This is a genomic window from Pedobacter heparinus DSM 2366 (assembly GCF_000023825.1).
GTDB lineage: Bacteria > Bacteroidota > Bacteroidia > Sphingobacteriales > Sphingobacteriaceae > Pedobacter > Pedobacter heparinus.
Map to the genome: position 1 here is coordinate 2,080,260 of NC_013061.1, position 17,326 is coordinate 2,097,585.

A 17,326-nucleotide genomic window follows, 5' to 3' on the forward strand; every position below is an offset into this window, starting at 1 on the left:
CAACTCATAGCGGCGATGCACGCGCGGAAAATTACCTTTCAAAGCGAGGCTGAAAAGTTGCAGGGTGAACGGGACGGCTACAGGCGTATCATCCCGATGGCAGGTGTCGTCGAGGCGCTTTATGCCATCCATGACAAGTACCTGGATACTGATTTTGGTACTATCCCTGTCAGGATCTATCGCCCCAATGATAAAAAGCCGCTACCGGTACTGATCTACTTCCACGGTGGTGGTTATGTATCCGGTGGGCTGGATACGCATGATCAACAGCTACGCTATTTTAGTAAGCATGCCGGAATCATCGTCATAGCTGTTGCTTATAGCCTGGCTCCGGAACGAAAGTATCCGGCAGCCATTAGCGATGCTTATTATACGGTGAAGTGGGTACATGAAAATTGTGCTGCGCTCCATATTGACCATAAACACATCGCTATAGGTGGAGATAGCGCCGGTGGTTTGTTGAGCGCGCTTTTAGCGATGAAATTAAGGGATGAAAAAATCATTCCTATTGCCTTTCAGCTGTTGCTTTGTCCCAACTTGGATCTGACCATGAGTTCTGATTCATGGAAAGCACTTGGCGAAAAAGCTTATATACTGTCTGCACGAAAGCAAATAGATTTCTATAACTGGTTCCTGCCATCGGATATAGACCGGGGCAACGAAACAGTTTCTCCCATATTTGCGTCAGATTTTTCCGTTCTTCCGCCAACGATGATCGTTACCGCTGCTGCTGATCCATTGAAAGACGAAGGTCGGCTATATATGGAGAAATTACAGCAGGCACGCGTCCCTGTGATGCACAAAGAATATGAAGGTGTTGTACACGGCTTCTATCAGCTTTCAGGGGTTATAGATAAGGGTAAGGTTGCGCTGGATGATGTGTGTGCGGCATTGAAAGCGGCCCTTGCCGGTGAATAAGTATAGGCGTAATACCCGTCTATGATTGTCGTGAAACCATAGTTATCCTGTAAGTTGGAGCCGTTAATTTTGGGATCATGAAAGCAATTGAAAATATCATCTTACCTGTTTCGAATCAAAATATTTCAAAGGAGTTCTATTTAAAGTTAGGATTTCAAATAGTGATCGAAGTAGATATGGGGGAAGGTCATCAATGGATCCAGTTAGGATTAAATGATCAGTATACCACAATCGCACTATTAAAAAATTGGCCCTACAGCAAGTTGGTAGCTGGTAGTTTCCAAGGGCTAATTTTGGAAACTGATGACATATATCGGGAAAAGGAAGAATTGGAAAGGAAAGGAATTTATATGTCTGAAATCCGGGAAACACGCTCTGGGAAAATCGCTTTTATCAAAGATCCCGATGATAATGGTCTTACAATTCACCAATTTATTTTTCGTAGTCAATTAAATAATCTAAAAAAATAGAACTAAAATCGTGAAGCAATGAAGATAATAAATTTAATACTCATAACCACAATGATTGCTTTGTGCACGCCTTCGGTTTGGGCACAGATAAAAAATAGTGAGCATCCTATTACGGGTTATGCGCCGGTAAATGGACTAAAAATGTATTATGAAATACATGGAGCTGGAAAGCCATTGATATTGCTGCATGGATCACATGCAACCGCTGCTACCACTTTTGGCGGAATTCTTCCAGAACTTAAAAAACATTACAAAGTAATTGCAGTCGAGATGCAGGGTCATGGCCATACTGCTGACATAAATCGACCCATTTCTTGCAGCGCAATGGCCGAGGACGTGTCTGCATTTATTAAATTTCTTAAGCTGGAAAAAGTAGACATTTTAGGATATAGCATGGGTAGTGGTGTGGCTTTAAACTTGGCTGTGAGGCATCCAGACCAGGTTGGAAAAATGGTATTGCTATCTCCAGTATACAAGGCAACTGGTATTCAACCGGCCTACTGGCCAATGCTGCCTCAGATTACACCTGAAGTTTTTAAAGGATCGCCAGTAAAACTGGCATACGATAGTGTAGCTCCTAATCCTAAAAACTGGCCGGTTCTAGTTGACAAATTAAAAACGTTGTACAGCCAAAATTTTGACTGGGATCAAAAGAAAATAGGCGCTATAAAATCACCAGTTATGGTTATTGTTGGCGATGCTGATATGGTAAAACCAGAGCATGCAGTTGAATTATTTCGCTTATTTGGCGGTGGCCAGTTTGGAGATTTGCAGGGCCTGCCGAACTCTGAGCTGGCAGTACTTCCTTCAACGGGGCATGTGGGACTATTATTCAGAACCGATTGGCTACTTGCTATGATACAGCCTTTTCTGAATAAACAAACAAATTAGACATTAAATTATCCTGTATTATGAAAAATGAAAAGAAAAACATTCAAAACGTTGACGACTATTTGGCGACTTTAACTCCAGATCAACAGCGACATTTAGAAAAAATACGAGAACTGGTTCTATCTGCTTCCCCCGAACTTGAAGAGGGACTGAATTATTCTACTCCCGCCTACCGAACAAATGGCAAATTGGTAGTAGGAATTGCCGCCGCCAAAAGACATACAGGATTTTATGTAATGAGTGAGGCGGTTATGAATCAGTTCAAAGATAGGCTAATGGAATATGAACTTGCTAAAACCAGCTTCTCAATACCTCTTGACAAAGTACCCTCAGCGGAGTTGGTTAAGCAAATAGTTTTAGCGAGAACAACTGAGAACAGCAATGGAAAATCAAAATCCACTAGCAAATAATAAGGCATACATTCATTGATTACTGTAAAATGAAACCTTTACTTCTTCTCTTAGGAACGTTTTTATTTTCAATCCTTTATTTTTTGATTTTCGACAAAGACATTGACTATAAATACGCTGGAAGGATTAGTATGTGCGCGATGCTACTATTTACTTCCATCGGGCATTTTGTACTAAAAAAGGGAATGGAAAACATGGTTCCGGAACGTATACCATTCAAACCTCACATTGTCATTGCAACAGGTATTTTTGAAATTCTTGCAGGATTTGCTTTATTAGCACCTACTTATTATAAAGCTGCCGGATGGTTCCTAATTGCCTTCTTTGTGCTCATTTTACCAGCTAATGTAAACGCATCTATACATCATATTAATTATCAAAATCCGGAAATACCAGGGCCCGGATTGAAATATTTATGGTTCAGAATTCCGTTGCAAATATTGTTTGTAGCCTGGATCTATTTTACAGCCATCAAAACCTAATTGGCCCTCAAGCTTGATTATGATGCTAAAACATTAAAAAAATTTATTTTATGAAACGTGCTGAACCTCAACATAAAGCTAGAATATTGAATATCCTTACCGAATCCTTCGATACCAACCTAAGCGTCAACTATGTCGTAAAGCAAGATACAAACTGGAAGCAACGTATAGCTGCGCTAATGGAATATTCCTTTGAGGTGTGTATGATGTTCGGTGATGTATGGATTTCCGATGATGAAAAGGCTTGCGCTTTAGCTATCTATCCTGAGCGACGAAAAACAACTCTCAAAACGATGTGGCTAGATGCAAAACTGATTCTTACTTCAATAGGAATACGCGGAATTTTCAAGGCGCTGAAAAGAGAATCGAAAATTAAAAGAAAGCAACTGAACCTATCAAATTACTATTTGTGGTTTATTGGAGTCGACCGAAATTATCAGCGAAAACGTATAGGTACTAAACTTTTGGCTGAGGTAAAGGATTATGCTACGGCCATAGGAAGGCCGATATTATTGGAAACATCTACACTAAGTAATTTACCGTGGTATGAGAAAAATGGTTTCCAAGTTTACGAGCAACTTGATCTAAGCTACAGACTGTTTTTCTTAAAAACCGTTAATGCAAATTAACCGAAGCTATGCTAGTATTCGGTACGGAAATGCACGTCGTAACGTTGCTATTTGTTCTTTTGGAACTAATTATGTTCGGAATACAGCTTGGCTATTATTTTAATCAGCCTGACAATAAGGCGCGTTTTTATTACCTAATACTATTATTTTTGCTGCTTTTATATAATATCACAGGAGGCCTATTTCCCGATAAAGAAATAACATCCATTTCCTTGCACTTGCAGACAATTATCGCTTACGGCAGCGGATTAGTTTGGGATTTTACAAAATATGTTACTGAAAAAAAGCCCTTAGCCACTGTTGCAAGAATATATATAAATGCCTTAAATCGCATAGCAAATGAGAGATATTACAAAGTTGAGGTATATGTTTTTACTAAGCTAAAAAGAGCTCTATCAATAGCTATCCTTTTAAAGGACAAAGTTCTTATAAGCGAATGCAAGAACACTATCATTGCATTTGAGGATACTGTTTCGGTTGATAATTTACCTGGTATTTGGGGACATGCGTTCGATATGCTTGTGTTTAATAAACAAGTTGGCCTTACGGTTTCAGAAGAAAAATCTATCATTGATGAACTGGAGGCGAAACTTCATCGGTTGTTGTCTTTCGATCAACCAGATTTAATTCATTATATCTGGGCTGCGCAAAATTCAGCTACAAGGTTGGGTGACTACTACAGAAAAAAATCGGACAAAACTGCCGTTAAAAGAGTAATATCCAAGTTTGCTTTATCATCGATATTGGCAAACAAAGATAGCTCGGTAGCCCAAGTCGCCGGCAACGCAGAAGAAATCTACAAGTTGTACATGAAATACAACATGAAGGAGGAAGCAGCAGATATGCTTTTGAAGGTACGAGACCACAGTACAAAAGTACCAGCAGAGATGAAGCGTGTGGGCGCTGAGATAACAATACCGAATGAAAAACTAAAAGAATATCTCGATGGTATGACTTCAGGTAGTCTGGAGGAATCACTATACAGATTGTTAATTACCTACATCCCAGTTACTGAAACTGCGACTAAACAATTGCAAGACAAATCCCGTAAAGCACCGATTTCATATCTTTTTACGCAACAGTTAGTTGACAATAAGGGCCGGGTTATCACAACAATCCCACCGTTAGCCGAAGATTTTGAAAGCCATCTTTTGCGGGAAATATCTAACGATATGGTAATTCAAGCAATTACTTTAAATATTCTTATAGATAATCTTATCGACAAATACGGCCTCAATAGTAGCGACATTCTTTTAATGTTAAAAGAATGTCCTGTTATCTACGGTAATAGAATCAAAATTATTGAGAAGGGATTGGATGCCTACTTTGCAGGTGACTTTTTAGTCGCAGTGCATTTGATTGTTCCACAAATTGAAGAAGCAATCAGAAATGTTGTAGAATTGGCCGGAGGTAATGTTTTAAAAGAATCAAGGAGCGGGGGATTCCATGTACGAACATTCGATGATATTTTGCGTGATCCCATTATCTCAGAAGCACTCGATCCCGAACTTGTTAACTATTATAAAATTTTATTTACCGACCAACGTGGTTGGAATTTGAGAAATAATGTTTGTCATGGCATGACTAATTTTGAGGAATTTAACTATCAAACAGCCGACCGGCTGATTCATGCATTGCTTTGTCTATCTTTTATTAAAGAAATTGAAGAATGACGGTAAATAAAGTTTTGTAAAATAAGAATTGATCGCAGCATGGAAAACTTAGAAAGTATTGCAAAAGAACTAAAGGCGGAGATTGGCCAATATGATCCAGATTTATTTGCCAGCCGAATTGTATCGATCATTCATGGATTGACACATCCCTGGAATCAGTCAGTTATTAAAGAGTTAGTTTCTCCTTTACGGCAGTTACTTTATCTGCTCAATTTAAATTTGACATCTCCAGTTATAAAAGAATACAAAGAAGTTTTTTTTGAAGGTTCAGACTGGGTTCATTTGGTAGAATTACTAAAGAAAATGGAAATTATTCATCAGAATGAATACGGCGAGTTGAAGCCATTTGCAGATGACTTGTTTAATGATCTAAGTGAGGATGAAGTTTTGCGGCGAAGACTGATAGGTGTATCAACGTATAACGCTTTCTTTCATCAAGGGCCCCTTCATTTTGAAGAGCAATTAATTGAGAAAATATCAGAGATATTTAAAAACTTCAACTCTGAACTGAAGGTAAATTTTGGATGGGATGCCGTAGATTTCCTGTCTTTATATGACTGTCTGGATAATTTGCGTCAAGAAAAGGAAGACAATGCTTTTATGAAAAAACCTCAAAGAAAGGAACCGAGTGTAGAGGAGTTCAAACAAAATGTCTCCGATGCCTTGAAAAATGGCAAATCCTTTCAAGAGGCTATGATGGAAGCCGCGCCTTTTGACACTTCAATTTTTGAATATCAAAGTAATCCATCCAGTGTTAATATATTTTATAAAGGGGATTTGAAAGATTTTTCAGAAGTTCTGTCAGAAGCTTTACTTGCGAATTTTACAGTCAGGAGAACAGAAATGGAATCATTCCAATTTTTTAGCCAGCCAAACCAAATTCTCAAAAAACCCATTTACGAATTAAATAATGGCGGCTATTTAATAGTAGATTATAGGCTTTTACTTAGTGCCATATTTTCGTTCTTACAGCAGAAATGTTCGGAAATAATTAAAAAACCCAATAGATTAACAAGCGCAAAAGATAAATACTTGGAGAAGAAGGTGACCGAAGTGTTTACTGATTTTTATAAAAAAGATCAAAAAGCTATGATATTTTCGTCATACTATCTGGACGGCAACGAACGTGATCTCCTAGTTTTATCAAAAGATACTGCCTTGATTATTGAGGCCAAAGCTGGAAACGTTCGGGAACCAATGTTTGATCCAGATAAAGCCTACGATAAAATATGGTCTGATTTTAAGGAAACAATCGACTACGGCTATGAACAGGCGTTTTCCGTGAAGGAAAAATTCCTGGAAAAACAAGTCTTTGATATTACCGATGAAAAAAAGAAGGTTTTACATTCGATTGATCCGGGTATATATATAAATATTTTTTCAATAATAATAACATATAATAAGTTTGGGCATGCTCAAAACGACTTATGGCTTATGTTAGATTTATTTGATGAAGATGAGGAATATCCTTGGTCCGTGTGTGTTGATGACTTAGATATTTTTCTTTTGGCAATGAAAAAAATGAATTTCTCTTTAATTGATTTTAATCGATTTTTGAAACTCAGGTCACAGCTACATGGCAATCTTGTTGTAAATGATGAAGGCCGTGTAATGGGACATTTTTTAACAAATAAAAGGTTTCAACTGAATAAGGGTACTTATAGATTTCCTGCAAGCGACGACATAATTTTTGATAAACTTTACAGCACGGGCCTCGGTTTCAAAAACGAAAGACGATTAACAATGAAGCAGGACCCTCGTATTAGAAAATTATATTAATTAATTACATGACTTAATTGCTGGCCAATATCCGAGGTTAATCAAACCTAAAATAAACCGATCTATGATTTTCTAACGGAATTATTTCCGGGAAATAGATTTGTCCTGTTGCTGCATTGAGCATCTGGATTATATACTTAGATAAAGTATTGTAGATAAGTTTTTCGATATTTTTGTCTTTGTCCCTTTCGCCTACCGGGCGCAAGCGCATCGATTCTTGGGTTGCATCTCTTTCCTTAAGGACCATTCCGCCCTCATTTATCATGTTATTAATCTCTAAGATTTCTTTAATTGTTGAAAATTGTAAATACTCCACTCTACTTCCGTGTGCGTCAGTGCCCTTTATAATTTTTAAATAGGGTTCCTTATTATCAATATCAATTGATGTTGTTATCGACATGCCGTTTTTTAAGCAATAGGCTTCTAACAGAGTAATATTAATATCCATAATGTAAAAATACGAAAGCAGTCGCAGGTCTTCTCAAAGAATTATTAACATCCGCATACCATTAGATCACAATAGGCTTAGATTCATTTAGTCAGCGGTTAAATGTCTGCTTAGTGTCTTTGAACGAAGCAACCAAATGGTACTGCCTTTTCTGGTGTAATGTTCTTTTCGGTTGATTCCGAACAAAAGCATCTTTTTAAAGATGCAATTATTGAAAATTAGGCTTTTTAAGGGAGTAATATGAGGAGTACCTGTCAAATAAATCTATTATCTTTATTAAACTATGACAACTTTATATAATCAACAAGGAAGGGCGATTGCATATATCAGCGATGATAATGGTTCAATTTACCTTTATAACGGAAAGCCTGTTGCATGGTTAAGCGACGATAATGTTTATGCTTATAATGGTAGATATTTGGGATGGATTTATAACGACTGGTTTTATGACAGAAATGGGAGGCCCAAGTTCTTTACTGAAAATTCTACAGGTGGTCCAGCGCGACCTGCCAGGGCAGCAAGACCAGCAAGAAGTGCAAGAACCGCCAGACCTGCCAGGTCAGCAAGGGAAGCGCGTCCGGCAAAACCTGCAAGATCATTAACTTGGTCAATTTTGCCAGACGAAGAATATTTTTCTCAATAATTTAGGGTAAGACATTCTCATTATCATCATCTGGAAACAATGACGAAAAATATTCCAGATTTAAACAATTATTGAAAAACTCTTGGGCAGAGCAATTTTGAACAGTTATGTTCTCAGAATTTATTTTTAGCAAGGCACTTAAATTCTTTATATAAGAGTCCTGATCAAAACTGTCACATTCGTAAACGTTAACTAAAATCCTCTTGTTAGGATCAAGTTCGATTGCGCTTGATAAATTATCATTGATATGCTGATCATAAAATCCATAACCACTTATAACAATAAGTTCAGACCTTATGCACGCCTCACGAAATGCATAGAAATAGAATAAATATGGATCATACGATTGTAGTTTGTTTTGCACACCAAAAATGATTTCCATATTTAAAGGATTTATTGAAGAAATAGAATCCGAATAGGTCAGCCTGTTTTGAGTGTTTCTTTTCCAATCCAAAGAGCCATGTAATTTATAAAGGAAATAGCTTATCTCTTGCTCTTGAGAAGGCTCATATCTTCGATAGTCCCAAATTTTATCCTCTCCAAAACCCCGTTCAATATTTTCCATTCCGAGATTTTCTTCAACACACATATCATAATTTAATGAGAAGATACGCAATGGCATAGTATATCCTGTTTCTTTTAACTTCTTATAATAAGCGCTTTTTCTTTTAAAGTCATCGGGGCTAAGCCATGTATTCTTTAACTTACTTAAAATTTCCTCTTTAAATTTCACTGCCAATTCAAGTTTGTGACCCGCTACAACAAGTAATTCCTTTTCCCAACTGCCAATAAAAGGGTAAACATCAACTTTTTTTTCCGAGATATTGATGATAACATTTAGCAATCCTACTAAATTCTCTATATTGAACATTATCGATTTTGAATCGACACCTTTGATTCTCTCCAAATGATAGTGGGAACTTTGTATATAGTTGTATAAATCTTTAAAACTTGACCATTCTCCTTTCAATAGGGATTCAATGTCTGTTATCATTTGGGTAGAATTACGCATACCTGCGTCACAGCTCGCCCCGGCACCCAATAGGATTATAATTTTGTCCTCTCCGAATTGCTTATTCATATTACAAGAACCAAGGTTTTAAATTGTTTATATCGATGTGGCTTAATTCATATTGTCTGAACTTACCGATAAATTCAGAAATTCGTTGGCAATAAAAGACAGACACGGGCAACTGTTTTGCCTTAAATCCACGCCAATTCGCACCGGATAAATTGATACAGTCTTGAAGCAAGGACTCTTTATAGTCAATATCTTGAAAGAATTGGGGGTTATTTGTGTACCAGAATTTTATTGAAAGAGGGTTGCCAAACCTCTTGGTGATTTTAGGATTGGATGGCTGAATACCCTCAAACCACACAAGGTATTCTTGGCTAGACAACTTAAGAAATGTGCTCTCAAAGGGCACCAATCCATTGTTTGATGCATCAAATCCAAAAAAATCTGTTTTATCGTTAATCACCAAAACTGATAACTCTATATTGTGGTCGATCAGTTTAACAACCTTATCTAATACCTTATCTTTACTTAATCTGAAAGGCGTATGAACTGCTATCTTTTTATACTTACCATTATTTATAATACCAGCAATATTGTTTACAAGTTGCGTATAATAAGAATCATCCGTAGCTACCCCTTCACTCAGAACCTGTAGATCCTTAAATATGCCACTAGAATCAGTTAGCACGGAGTACGTAATGTTTTTCTCAACCTTATTTCCGTCCTCTGTAATCTCAATATTATATGATTGACCAATTCCAATAATAAGATATTCAGTAGTAGCTGGTTTCATTTTCCAGGGAATGCCGCCAGCTTTAGCAAACATTTGCAATGCGATATTTCCCAATGAAAACTTTAGCGCATTATCATTGATAATCAAATCCTTGGTTACAACCTGACAAGGTATGCCCTCATTTGTGAAACGATGTTTTAGAGAAAAATATAATTTATCATCACTTTCTTCCTTTTTAGAATTTGTTATTATTACAGGTAAAACGTTATTTACTTCAGCCTTTATATCCTCAACTACTTTTGAAATATTAGGCTCGTTATAATCGTCTAAGGCGAATCCTTTTATATGGTCATTGGTAAAAGGTATTTTGAAGAATTTTTGAATTCCGCTAAAAGTATTTGGATGTGATTCACCTCTTAGGCCCTTTAGTAAATTCACAGCTATGCCACGATCTGATTTTCGATATATAAAATAAAATGTGGTTTCTTTTGATACAGGTTGTAAAGGAGCGTATTTAGATAAGCCAAAATATGAACTATTATCAATCCTGTTGTCCTTAAACATGTATTGTTTAGCATCTAACAGGTATGATTCAACTGGAAATAGGGAACTATTGATCGCATTATTTAAATTTAAATTTATGCCTGGTAAAATGTTTTTTATGAAAGTCGTTATATGATTATACTTAAAGAGATAAAAATCCAGATTGCTTAACCCACGAGCATTTAAGGAGCCGCTTGCAATTTGAATATCTCTATCAACTTTATATCCGCCACTTAATACATTTTGGCTTACAATAAATTGGAATCCAATTAATAGACCCCATACCTGTTTGCTCTTTAGAAAATAAGGCTCCACCCAAACGCACTTTCTGCCTTTTGGGTGTGGTTCTATTTCAAAATGGATGCGGCGATTATATTCTTTTTCCGGATGTAATATAAACCTACCGTTAACCTGATTCGAGGCATCTATTATTTTTTCGTAGAGTTTTTTAGAAACCAATCCAACGTTCAGATACGACGGTAGTGTAAAAGAGGTATAACCTTCCAATGCTGTATCAGAAATTTCATATTTAACATTTCTTCCATCAACCTCGAAATCATAATAACTAAATCCGTCCTTAAAAACTCCAGCTTCTGCCTCTTTTCTAAATACAGTAGTGCCGAAATCCTGATTTTCGAATTTCAAAAAATTAAGTAGAATATTCCTCATCAATTTATAGTTGGCTTTAAGAGATCATTCATTAGGGCCTAATATAATCTTAATTTTCAAATAAGTTTTTACGGGAATCCGGATGAAAATAAGTGGGCATTTAGTTTTGGCGAGAAGAGATCAATGCGGTATAGTTTACTTTACGCAATGAAACCGTAACAAATACGTAACGGAGCAAAATTTTGTGGTTTCAAAAATAGTTCGTAAATTGCTTCTGTAAGTCAGAAAAGCACATTTTGCCTCATAATAGGGCGGTTAGGCTAGAAGACTCATAATCTTCTACTCGTTAAGTTGGTCATATTTTTACTTTAACGTTTGGCAATATTGGTTCATATTTTCAAGATCAGCGATAATATTCTATGTTTCTTTTATGAAGAAGAAAGCGTTTATATTAAAAATTACATAAGCCTGCATTAGTCATTGCCGGATGAAATTTATTTTCTTTTAAAAACAGGCTTTGAACATTACTCAAAGCCTGTTTTTGCTGGTAAGTTACTGAGTGTCAAAAGTACACCATTTGGTTTATTCCGTTGAAAATGTATAGAATTGCAGAATAATCATTAAATTTAATAGGGGAATTAAACCATACGGAAAATGAGTGCTTACAGCACATATACCGATCAGGAACTAACTGCTTTGTTAAAGAGTGGGGATGAGTATGCTTTTACTGAAGTTTATAATCGTTACTGGAGGGTGTTGTATGCGCTGGCCTATAATCGCTTACGGGATACCCAATCTGCTGAAGATATTGTACATGATGTGCTGGTAAGTATCTGGAAGAACAGGGCAACTGCTGAGGTGGAACACTTGAACGCTTACCTGGCCCGGGCCACAAAATATATGGTATTTCATGTAATTAAACGTGCGCAAAAGTTTTCACATGATGAGCATGCAATGGATAATGCGGAATTGGTGATAGACCAGGAAGATATAGAGGACAGATTGCATTACAAGCGCTTATTGGAAATGGTAAATACTGAAGTTGAAATGTTACCCGAAAAGTGCAGGCTGGTATTTAAGTATAGCAGAGAAGAGCAACTTTCTGTTAAAGAGATAGCGGAAAAGATGAATGTTTCGACCAGTACTGTAGAAAACCAAATGAACAAAGCTCTGAACATCCTGCGTAAGAATGTAAAAAACATTCATTTAATACTATTTTAACTTTTTTTTAATATCAGATAGGTGCTGGCCCTGTTTGAATACACTTACTATAAAAGGGACAGAAAAAAATGCAGTTTTCAGATCAATTTTTAAGGGCTATAAATCGCTACTTCAATGGTACTGCCAGCGAAGCAGAAAAGGATATGATTAACAAATGGTACCATTCGCATGATGATGCCACAGTAAACGTTGATGTAAACCAAGCCGATTATGAGCAAATATTAGAAAGCCGGCTGAAACAAAGAATTAAAGAAAGTATAGGTATCCAACCAGTAAAGCAGAGACGCTTGTGGCCTCGTATAGCATTGGCCGCCGCTGCGGTAGCAGCCATTGTGTTTGGGGTGTTCTTTTTTAAAGCGCCAGGTAAACCTGAACCTGGTTCAGGAGCTACAAACTATACAAACGACATTGCCCCGGGTAAAAACACCGCCACCCTTACCCTTGCCAATGGTAAAACCATAGTCCTAAGCGATGTTAAAACCGGGGTAATTGTTGGTGTGAATAAACTAACCTACAATGATAACACCGTCATCTCGACCGAAGGGAGAGATCTCTCGTCGCTTCGCTCTGTCGAGATGACGAGTTTAAGCACCCCACGTGGCGGCACCTACCAAATCACTTTACCCGATGGCAGCCGAGCTTGGCTTAACGCCGACACAAAAATTTCTTTCCCGTCACAATTTATTGGTAAGGAACGCAAAATTTTGATAATAAATGGAGAGGTGTATTTTGAGGTGGCTAAAAATAAGGAGAAACCTTTTATAGTAGTAGCAGATCAACAAGAAGTAGAGGTACTGGGTACACATTTTAACATTAATGCCTATAAAGATGAAGGCAGCACTAAAACCACTTTGTTAGAAGGGAGTGTGAAAGTATCCTTACTTAGTGGGAAGCGTAGCGATGAGGGAACAGTAATATTAAAACCTAACCAACAATCCCTTGTCACGGGTAGCCAGGGGATAGCTGTAAAGGAAGTAGACGCTGCCGAAGCCATAAGCTGGAAGAACGGCAAGTTTAGCTTTGAACGTGAAGAGATGAGTAGCATTATGCGCAAGGTAGCACGATGGTACAATGTAGATGTAGTTTTTCAGGAGCCACTACAGGAAGTAAAGTTAACGGGAAGTATATCCAGGTTTGAGAAAGTGTCTAAACTATTGGAAATGCTGGAAAACACAAAAGAAGTACGTTTTAAAATAGAGGGGCATAAAGTGTACGTAACTAAATAATGGATCATCAGGGCTTAACCAACCCTATTACATATCAACTAATTAAAAACCTAACCAACAAGAACCAATGAACAGATACTTACAAAAGAAAGAATAAGCTTATAACAAGAGGGTGGCCAATAAAAACAAAGCCGAATAATGCTTCTAACACTATCCGGCAGTAGTTTGAGTCAACCAGTCCCCAAGGGGACAAAACAATTTTTGCGAACCGTTTTACTATCAACTCAAACCTTATCAAAGATATGAAAAATTATCCTTTGAAACCTGGTGTGCTACGCTATTTTGGCCTGCCGCCTAAAATACTTTTAATTATGAAACTGATCATAATTATGCTTTTTACCTGCCTGATGCAGGTTAGCGCAAGTTCATTTGCGCAAAGAATCTCTCTGTCTGAAAAAAACGCCTCGCTAGAACAAGTATTAAAAAAAATAAAGCTTCAGACTGGTTTTGATGTACTTTACGGTAGCGAAGTACTGAACCAGGCTAAGAAAGTAAATATAAATTTATCCAATATCCCTATAAATGATGCACTGGGGCAACTTTTTGAAGGACAACCTTTAAATTACCAGGTAAAGGACAACACTATTTTTATTACCCGAAAAGCTCCTACCTTTCTGGAGCGCCTGGCTGATCGCTGGGCTGCTATTGACATTACCGGTACTGTGCTGGATGAGAAGGGTATACCGCTGCCGGGGGCGACGGTGAAAGCTAAAGGCGCGAAAACCGCGATTACCGATATTAAAGGCCGGTTTATGTTGGAGCATGTGGAAGAGGGGGCTATGGTGATGATTTCGTATACCGGTTATGTAACCCAGGAATTGCCAGCTAAACAGGCGATGGGCACTATTGCGATGAAGCTTTCGGATAATCCATTAGATCAGGTGCAGGTGATTGCTTATGGTACACAGACACAACGTAACAGTGTAGGTAGTGTGGTTTCTATTAAAGCTGACGTCTTAGAAAGACAACTGGTGAAAAACCCTTTACTTGCCCTTCAAGGGTTGGTTCCGAATTTAGAGATTACACCCACAAATGGTTTAAATGGTGCAGGTGTTACTATACGCCTCGGAGGCTCAAATAGTATTTTAAACGGAAACGATCCATTCATTGTGATTGACGGTGTACCTTATGCTTCTCAGACACTAAGCACAGCTAGTGTAGGAAGTTTAATGTTAGGGAATTCGGGTGATAGCAGGGGAGGATCTGGTAATCCGTTAAATTACATTAACCCGGGAGATATAGAAAGTATAGATATTTTAAGAGATGCGGATGCTACTGCCATTTACGGATCAAGGGCGGCGAATGGGGCAATATTGATCACAACTAAAAAAGGTAAGGCAGGGACAACACAATTCGATCTGAACATTCAAAATGGTTGGGGACAAGTAGGTAAATTTTTAAAAGTACTGAATACAGAACAATACCTGGAAATGAGAAGGGAGGCCTTTAAAAATGACGGTCTTCCCATCCCATCAATAATTACCAATCCAAATAATACGGATTATGACGTGAATGGACATTGGGATACCAACAGGTATACCGATTGGCAAAAGGAACTGATCGGCGGTACCGCCCAATATAATAATATTGCATTAACCATATCCGGGGGCAATGTGAATACCCAATTTAGAATATCAGGAACCTATAATCGTATGACGACTGTTTTCCCCGGAGAAAATGCCAACAAATCAAGTAACCTTAGCTTTTCTTTAAGCAATACTTCGAGCGATCAAAAGTTTAGCCTTCAGTTTTCAGGAAGTTATATGGGGGATGTGAACAGGTTACCCGGGGTTGATTTTACCTATTATGGAGTAAAGTTATCACCAAATGCTCCTGAACTTCTTAATTCTGATGGTAGTCTGAACTGGGCTCCTACTTTAGCAGGCATATCGAGTTTAATTGCAAACCCATTGGCTCAGCTAGGGGCAGAGTATAAAGCCAAAACGACCAACTTGGTCTCAGGACTTGCTTTAAAGTATAAGATCTTAAATGGTTTAGAGATAAAAACTAATTTTGGATATACCAAAAATCAAAATGATGAATTTAGCGGCGGCCCTTTGTCTATATATCCACCAGAATATAGAGTAACGTCAAATCCGAATGAATTACGTACCGCTAAGTACTCAAATAATAATATTGATTCCTGGATCATTGAGCCCCAATTGAATTATGATGCTGATTTTAAAGATCATCGATTTAATTTATTAATAGGCGGTACAGCTCAGCAAAGGTCTAGTAATGGTATTAATTTAGCTGGTTCAGGTTATACGAATGATGCTTCGTTAGAGGATATAAAATCAGCGGCTACAATAGTGGCCGGGGCCTCTGTGGTTTCTGTTTACAAATATGTTGGCGTTTTCGGCAGGTTGAATTACAATTTTAAGAATAAATATGTCATTAACCTGACCGTTAGAAGAGACGGCAGCAGTCGTTTTGGCCCCTATACTAAGTTTCATAATTTTGGCTCTGCTGGTGTAGCCTGGATTTTAAGCGAGGAGAAATTTATCAAAGACAATCTGTCATTTCTAAGTTTCGGTAAGGTCAGGGGAAACTACGGTACAACCGGGAGTGATCAAATCGGAGATTATAGCTTTGTTCCAAGATTGAATGCTATTAGTGTTAATGTTCCTTATCAGGGTATCGCCGGTTATATCATGGGAGGTTTATTGAATGAACATCTTGAATGGGAGGAGACGCGGAAATTGCAATTGGGGGTTGATCTTGGTTTTTTAAAAGATAGAATTTTATTAACTGCCAATTATTCGCGCAACAGATGTTCCAATCAATTGTTAGATTATGATTTACCATTAATAGCTGGTTATACCTATATAAATTATAATTTCCCTGCTACTTTGCAAAATAGGGCTATTGATTTTAACCTTAAAACCGTTAATTTAAAAAATGCTGCCCTATCCTGGACCAGCGGTATTAATTTAACATTTCCTGACAATAAATTACTCTCATTTCCAGGAATCGAAACTTCAACTTATGTTAGTAACCTGATAGTTGGGGAACCTTTTAACATACTAAAACGTAATCCCTATGTTGGAATAGATCCAATGACAGGGGTTTTTCAGATTGCGGGTAGAAATGGTCCAACATCTAATGCATCTGAACCTTTTGAACGAATACCTATCGACATCCAAACCGAATATCATGGTGGTGTTTATAATTCATTGATATATAGAGGTGTGCAGTTTGATTTTTTATTTCAATTTGTTAAAAAATTAGGTGCAAATTTTCCTTCCAATCTTCCCGGAAGATTTAATTCAGGTGTAGGGAATCAGCCCATCTCTGTATTAAATCGTTGGCAAAATCCAGGCGATATTGCAGAAAACCAGAGGTTTACGCAGAAAACAACGCTAAGTAGTATTTATAGTCTCATTTTGAGTAGCAATCGGTCATACGTTGATGCTTCATTTATTAGGCTTAAGAATGTGTCCTTATCGTACCAATTACCGAAAGAATGGATAAAAAGGATGTCACTTCAATCCCTCAGAATTTATACACACGTACAAAATCTATTTACACTCACCAGGTATAAAGGCTTGGATCCGGAAACGCAAAGTTCAACTACTTTACCACAACTTCGAATCATTACTTTAGGAATCCAGGCTTCACTATAAAATTTAA

The 17,326-nt window shown here is 37.5% G+C and carries 15 protein-coding genes; 12 read left to right on the forward strand and 3 right to left on the reverse strand.

Annotated features, from left to right (window positions below; all coding sequences use genetic code 11):
* Nucleotides 1-15 precede the first annotated feature (15 nt).
* The 8 genes from PHEP_RS08895 to PHEP_RS08930 all read left to right on the forward strand — a co-directional run bounded on the left by PHEP_RS08895 (nucleotide 16) and on the right by PHEP_RS08930 (nucleotide 7,252).
* On the forward strand, nucleotides 16-918 hold the full coding sequence (locus PHEP_RS08895; RefSeq protein ID WP_162141642.1) for an alpha/beta hydrolase: 903 nt from the start codon (nucleotides 16-18) through the stop codon (nucleotides 916-918).
* 77 nt (nucleotides 919-995) lie between these two features.
* Nucleotides 996-1,388 (forward strand): VOC family protein, encoded by a 393-nt coding sequence (locus tag PHEP_RS08900; RefSeq protein WP_015807610.1) that lies wholly within the window; start codon nucleotides 996-998, stop codon nucleotides 1,386-1,388.
* Between the two features lie 18 nt (nucleotides 1,389-1,406).
* Entirely contained in the window at nucleotides 1,407-2,279 is an 873-nt protein-coding gene (locus tag PHEP_RS08905) for an alpha/beta fold hydrolase (protein WP_081436844.1), read from the forward strand.
* Between the two features lie 20 nt (nucleotides 2,280-2,299).
* A complete protein-coding gene (locus PHEP_RS08910) occupies nucleotides 2,300-2,689 on the forward strand; it encodes an iron chaperone (RefSeq protein WP_015807612.1) in 390 nt (129 codons plus the stop codon).
* Between the two features lie 140 nt (nucleotides 2,690-2,829).
* Entirely contained in the window at nucleotides 2,830-3,171 is a 342-nt protein-coding gene (locus PHEP_RS08915) for a DoxX family protein (protein WP_202901238.1), read from the forward strand.
* A gap of 50 nt (nucleotides 3,172-3,221) precedes the next feature.
* Nucleotides 3,222-3,800, forward strand: coding sequence for a GNAT family N-acetyltransferase (locus PHEP_RS08920; RefSeq protein WP_015807614.1), 579 nt, complete (start codon nucleotides 3,222-3,224; stop codon nucleotides 3,798-3,800).
* Nucleotides 3,801-3,808: 8 nt separating this feature from the next.
* On the forward strand, nucleotides 3,809-5,473 hold the full coding sequence (locus PHEP_RS08925) for a DUF4209 domain-containing protein (protein ID WP_015807615.1): 1,665 nt from the start codon (nucleotides 3,809-3,811) through the stop codon (nucleotides 5,471-5,473).
* Between the two features lie 39 nt (nucleotides 5,474-5,512).
* Nucleotides 5,513-7,252 (forward strand): hypothetical protein, encoded by a 1,740-nt coding sequence (locus tag PHEP_RS08930; RefSeq protein ID WP_015807616.1) that lies wholly within the window; start codon nucleotides 5,513-5,515, stop codon nucleotides 7,250-7,252.
* 37 nt (nucleotides 7,253-7,289) lie between these two features.
* Here the strand turns inward: PHEP_RS08930 and PHEP_RS08935 are convergent, their stop codons facing one another.
* Complete coding sequence (locus tag PHEP_RS08935) at nucleotides 7,290-7,700, reverse strand: hypothetical protein (protein ID WP_015807617.1); 411 nt, start codon at nucleotides 7,698-7,700, stop codon at nucleotides 7,290-7,292.
* A gap of 283 nt (nucleotides 7,701-7,983) precedes the next feature.
* Here PHEP_RS08935 and PHEP_RS08940 point away from each other — a divergent pair, with 283 nt between their 5' ends.
* Nucleotides 7,984-8,343, forward strand: a complete 360-nt coding sequence (locus PHEP_RS08940; protein ID WP_015807618.1) for a 4-fold beta flower protein — start codon at nucleotides 7,984-7,986, stop codon at nucleotides 8,341-8,343.
* A gap of 1 nt (nucleotide 8,344) precedes the next feature.
* On the opposite strand, the gene PHEP_RS08945 is transcribed toward PHEP_RS08940, so the two are convergent.
* Entirely contained in the window at nucleotides 8,345-9,424 is a 1,080-nt protein-coding gene (locus PHEP_RS08945) for an SIR2 family protein (protein ID WP_015807619.1), read from the reverse strand.
* Nucleotide 9,425: 1 nt separating this feature from the next.
* Nucleotides 9,426-11,282, reverse strand: coding sequence for a Piwi domain-containing protein (locus PHEP_RS08950; protein ID WP_162141643.1), 1,857 nt, complete (start codon nucleotides 11,280-11,282; stop codon nucleotides 9,426-9,428).
* Between the two features lie 618 nt (nucleotides 11,283-11,900).
* Here PHEP_RS08950 and PHEP_RS08955 point away from each other — a divergent pair.
* The 3 genes from PHEP_RS08955 to PHEP_RS08965 all read left to right on the forward strand — a co-directional run bounded on the left by PHEP_RS08955 (nucleotide 11,901) and on the right by PHEP_RS08965 (nucleotide 17,319).
* Nucleotides 11,901-12,467, forward strand: a complete 567-nt coding sequence (locus PHEP_RS08955) for an RNA polymerase sigma-70 factor (RefSeq protein ID WP_015807621.1) — start codon at nucleotides 11,901-11,903, stop codon at nucleotides 12,465-12,467.
* A 68-nt stretch (nucleotides 12,468-12,535) separates the two neighbouring features.
* Nucleotides 12,536-13,693 carry a FecR family protein gene (locus PHEP_RS08960; RefSeq protein WP_015807622.1) on the forward strand — a complete coding sequence of 386 codons (1,158 nt, stop codon included), beginning with the start codon at nucleotides 12,536-12,538 and terminating at the stop codon, nucleotides 13,691-13,693.
* Nucleotides 13,694-13,935: 242 nt separating this feature from the next.
* Nucleotides 13,936-17,319 carry a SusC/RagA family TonB-linked outer membrane protein gene (locus PHEP_RS08965; protein ID WP_015807623.1) on the forward strand — a complete coding sequence of 1,128 codons (3,384 nt, stop codon included), beginning with the start codon at nucleotides 13,936-13,938 and terminating at the stop codon, nucleotides 17,317-17,319.
* The last annotated feature ends 7 nt before the right edge of the window (nucleotides 17,320-17,326 follow it).

Bases quoted from the DNA above. Each gene is read 5' to 3' on its own strand.
- PHEP_RS08965 (WP_015807623.1), top strand. From the start codon at position 13,936: ATGAAAAATTATCCTTTGAAACCTGGTGTGCTACGCTATTTTGGCCTG.
- PHEP_RS08930 (WP_015807616.1), top strand. From the start codon at position 5,513: ATGGAAAACTTAGAAAGTATTGCAAAAGAACTAAAGGCGGAGATTGGC.
- PHEP_RS08940 (WP_015807618.1), top strand. From the start codon at position 7,984: ATGACAACTTTATATAATCAACAAGGAAGGGCGATTGCATATATCAGC.
- PHEP_RS08895 (WP_162141642.1), top strand. From the start codon at position 16: ATGCACGCGCGGAAAATTACCTTTCAAAGCGAGGCTGAAAAGTTGCAG.
- PHEP_RS08960 (WP_015807622.1), top strand. From the start codon at position 12,536: ATGCAGTTTTCAGATCAATTTTTAAGGGCTATAAATCGCTACTTCAAT.
- PHEP_RS08945 (WP_015807619.1), bottom strand. From the start codon at position 9,424: ATGAATAAGCAATTCGGAGAGGACAAAATTATAATCCTATTGGGTGCC.
- PHEP_RS08935 (WP_015807617.1), bottom strand. From the start codon at position 7,700: ATGGATATTAATATTACTCTGTTAGAAGCCTATTGCTTAAAAAACGGC.
- PHEP_RS08905 (WP_081436844.1), top strand. From the start codon at position 1,407: ATGAAGATAATAAATTTAATACTCATAACCACAATGATTGCTTTGTGC.
- PHEP_RS08925 (WP_015807615.1), top strand. From the start codon at position 3,809: ATGCTAGTATTCGGTACGGAAATGCACGTCGTAACGTTGCTATTTGTT.
- PHEP_RS08955 (WP_015807621.1), top strand. From the start codon at position 11,901: ATGAGTGCTTACAGCACATATACCGATCAGGAACTAACTGCTTTGTTA.
- PHEP_RS08915 (WP_202901238.1), top strand. From the start codon at position 2,830: ATGCTACTATTTACTTCCATCGGGCATTTTGTACTAAAAAAGGGAATG.
- PHEP_RS08910 (WP_015807612.1), top strand. From the start codon at position 2,300: ATGAAAAATGAAAAGAAAAACATTCAAAACGTTGACGACTATTTGGCG.
- PHEP_RS08920 (WP_015807614.1), top strand. From the start codon at position 3,222: ATGAAACGTGCTGAACCTCAACATAAAGCTAGAATATTGAATATCCTT.
- PHEP_RS08900 (WP_015807610.1), top strand. From the start codon at position 996: ATGAAAGCAATTGAAAATATCATCTTACCTGTTTCGAATCAAAATATT.